At 63.1% G+C, this 3,743-nt stretch carries 2 protein-coding genes; both read right to left on the bottom strand.

Translation table 11 applies throughout. The features are described 5' to 3' along the window. Positions 1-31: 31 nt before the first annotated feature. Complete coding sequence (locus tag ACLP25_RS04805) at positions 32-1,606, bottom strand: GMC family oxidoreductase (RefSeq protein WP_442468087.1); 1,575 nt, start codon at positions 1,604-1,606, stop codon at positions 32-34. A 340-nt stretch (positions 1,607-1,946) separates the two neighbouring features. Then, positions 1,947-3,380 (bottom strand): wax ester/triacylglycerol synthase family O-acyltransferase, encoded by a 1,434-nt coding sequence (locus tag ACLP25_RS04810; RefSeq protein ID WP_442468088.1) that lies wholly within the window; start codon positions 3,378-3,380, stop codon positions 1,947-1,949. Between the last annotated feature and the right edge of the window lie 363 nt (positions 3,381-3,743).

A 3,743-nucleotide genomic window follows, 5' to 3' on the forward strand; every position in this document is an offset into this window, starting at 1 on the left:
GTCACTGCCCTGAACGGATCATGTCGATCGCCTACTCGGCGATCATGATCGTGGGCGCGTTGGTGTTGCCTCCGACAATCGTCGGCATAATGGAAGCGTCCACCACGCGCAGGCCATCGACTCCCCGCGCATGCAAGCGAGGGTTCACGACAGCCATCGAGTCGCCATCCGGCCCCATCTTGCAGGCGCCGACCGGGTGATATTGCGTGTCGGCGCGCGAGCGTATGTCACGCTCCATGCCGGCAGGGTCATCGACCCTGGTCGGATAGATCATTTTGCCGCGCACGCCGTCGAATGCTGCGGATTCGACGATGCGCTGCTGCAATTGCGCGCCCTTCAGCAGAAGGTTCATATCGCGATCATCTGACAGGAATTTTGGATCGATGGCTGGCGCGACGCGCGGGTCCGGGCTCGCGAGCGAAACGACGCCGCGGCTGAATGGACGCAAGACATCGACGTGGCAGGAAATGCCATGTCCCATATGCATTTTGCGGGCGTGGTCATCGACGATCGCAACAACGAACACCAATTGCAAATCCGGAACGACTGCATCCGGCGCCGAGCGATGGAAGGCGCCGGCAGTGGCATAATTCGTGGTCAGCAACCCCGAACGTTTGGCTCGCCACTCCATAATCGCGCTGATGACCTGGCGCGTGCCGCGAAGCGAAACGCCGATTGTTTCGGTCTTGCTGGACGCTCGCCACGTCTGCACATAGTCGATGTGATCCTGCAGATTCTTGCCGACGCCCGTAAGATGATGAACCACCGGAATGCCGAAACGACGCAATTCGTCGCCGTCGCCTATTCCGGAGAGCATGAGCAATTGCGGGGAACCAAATGCGCCGCCGGAAACAATGACTTCCCGCCTTGCGCGCGCTTCCCTGAGTTCGCTGCCCTGGTAATATGCGACTCCGCACGCGCGGCGCCCTTCGAATAGGACCTTCGCGGACGTCGCGCGGGTCAATACCTGCAGATTGGGGCGTGACAGGTTCGGAGTCAGATAGGCCTTTGCCGCGCTGCATCTTTCGCCGTTCCTGTGGGTGGCCTGATAAATGAAAGCGCCCTCCTGCTCGGCGCCGTTGTAATCAGGATTTTGCCTTAACCCTTGAGAGGCGGCGGCTTTGAGAAAGCAATCGCTGACCGAGCTTTCAAAGCGCGGATACGTGACGTTCAGCGGGCCGCCTTGTCCATGATACTCGTTGGCGAACTGTTCGTTGTTCTCGGAACGCCTGAAGAGCGGCAGCACATCCTGATAGGCCCAGCCGGGGTTGCCGAGCGACGCCCAATGATCGTAGTCCCACCTGTTTCCGCGGACGTACAGCATAGCGTTGATTGAACTCGACCCGCCGAGGGTCTTGCCGCGCGGCTGATAGCCCTTGCGGCCGTTGAGCCCTGGCTGCGGCACTGTCTCGTAGGCGTAATTGTTGATCTTCGTCGGCACCATCACCACCACGCCGGCCGGCGCGTGGATGAGGACCCTAGTGTCGGGACCGCCGGCTTCGAGGAGGCAGACCGTGGTGCCTGGATCCTCGGTCAGACGCGCAGCGAGCACGCAGCCCGCCGAGCCCGCGCCAACGACGACATAGTCGAATTCCTGATTGTTCATGTTCCCTCCCAAAGCGGATTACGATTTTCGTTCTTTGGCGTCCGACCTAATAGGCTACGCTGTCGATCAATTCTTGGCCAACGTCGTCGTTTGAGTCCTCGCCGCGAGCTCCCGTTGCCGTTCACTACCCCCGGGAAATAGATCGCTTCTTGGACGGCGTTTGCGGTGAGGCAAATGACCGCAATGATGGCGCGTGAGATTTCAAGCAGTTGGCGGGCGCAAATCGCCGGGATGGTCAAACGTGCCGTTGGCTGTCTTGGCTGTTCGTCAATCCGAAGGAGTGCGATTGTCCCCATCTGATGAGGTCCACGGCGTCCCGGTCCGCGAACAGCCGGTGTGGCTAGCCCCCCGCCCCTGCCCTCTCGCCATCAGCGGGGAGAGCGGGCGCATCGGGCGGATCGAGCAGGACGTAATACAGGTATTTGTCGAACTCTTCGGCGAAGCGGTTGACAATCGCTTCCGGGTCGGGCGTCAGCGCGGCGTCGGTGATGAGGCCGAACTGGACCTGGCCGGCGTAGGAATAGATCGACAGGCCCATGGCGACGTCGCCCGTCTGCGGCACCCAGAACAGCGACTGCTTCAACACGCTGCCGGCGACCGAGAGATATTCGGACGGGCCCGGCACATTCGTCATCACCGCGGTCGCGCGGCTGGCGAGAAGGTCGAGGAGTTGGTCCTGCACGACTTTCGGCAAGTAGCCGAGCGCGGCGAAGAGGCCGAGCGTCGTGGCGGGCTCGTAGGACGTCTTCAACGCAATCATGCGCTGGCGCACGGTCATCAGCCGCTCGAGCGGATGTTCGATGCCGACCGGCAGTTCGACCAAGATGATGCCGAAGCGATTGCCGAGTTCAACGTCCCCCGGCTCACGAAGATCGATCGGCACCAGCGCGCGAACTTCGACGCCCTCCGTCTTGTCGCCGGCCTCGGCCAAGTAGCTCCTCAAAGAGCCGGCCACGCAGGAGAGCAGCATGTCGTTGATGGAACAGCCGAGCGCGCGGCTGACCGCCTTGACCTCCGGGAGCTTCAGCGGCTCGCTCCAGGCGACGCGCTTCGACCCCATTGGCTTGCCCTTGAAGCGGGTCTGGCTGTCGCTGTTCATGAAAAGCAGATAGCCGAGTTCGCCGGTCACGCCCGCGCCGTCGCGCAGGTAGCCCGCGGCGCTCAACGGATGGCGCGCGAGATTGACTGCGGTGCGCAGGGTCGAGCTCGAAGCCTGGGTTCCGGCGTTGATCGCCGCCACGACCGGCGCCATCAGATTCTCCAGCCAGCCTTCGTCGTCGTCCGCGGGCGCGACGCGACGCGTCTTGTGCTTGGCTCCCTCGACGAGGGACATCGTGACGCCGACCAGCGCGACTCCGTCACCCATCGCATGATGCGTGCGGGACACCATCGCCGCGCCGCCCTCGTACTCCTCGAAGATATGGATCGCCCAGAGCGGATGGGCGGGATCGAGCGGCTCGGAGGCGAGATCGCCGACAAAGCGTTCGAGCGCCTGCTTGCCGCCGGGTCCCGGCAACCGCGCGCGCTTGATGTGATGCGCGAGGTCGAAGTTCGGGTCATCGCGCCAGTAGACGCCGGCCGGCCTGTACTCGACCGCTGCCGGTATCGACGATAGGCCAGAAGCCGGTCCGCCAATTGGGCCTCCAGCCGGTCGATGGCGACCGGACCTTCCAGTATCCAGACGCCGAGGATGATCATCAAGTTGGTCGGCCGGTCCATGCGCAGCCAGGTCGTGTCGACCGACGACATGCGCTCGCCGTGGCTCATTTTTCACCCCCCAGGCTTTTCCCCACCATAACGCGTTCCCGCGCGGGTAAAAAGCGGTTCGCCCGCATGTTTGGGCAGATAAACGTCGTGGAAGCGCCGGCTCTCCCGCAAGTCCCGGTGCGTGCGCGCAAGCCGCGCCGCCTGCCAGGCGCGCAGCAGCGTCCGCCGCTCGCTGAAGCCCGCGTCCTCGACGATGCGGGCGCGGAGCCTTGGCGGCCTTTACGCCCAGGAGCCCGCCAGACAATCGCCGGAACTGGTGCGTCTCGTCATCACCCTAGTGGCTCACGTCATTGCTTTTGCTGGCGTTGTCTGAATCTGTGCTGTCGCGATCGAGCGATGGAGATTGATTCGTGGCCAGCACAGAGGTTGC

The organism is Roseiarcus sp., assembly GCF_052145395.1.
GTDB lineage: Bacteria > Pseudomonadota > Alphaproteobacteria > Rhizobiales > Beijerinckiaceae > Roseiarcus.

Excerpts from the sequence above, each read along its gene's own strand:
- ACLP25_RS04805 (WP_442468087.1), bottom strand. The coding sequence starts at position 1,606 with ATGAACAATCAGGAATTCGACTATGTCGTCGTTGGCGCGGGCTCGGCG.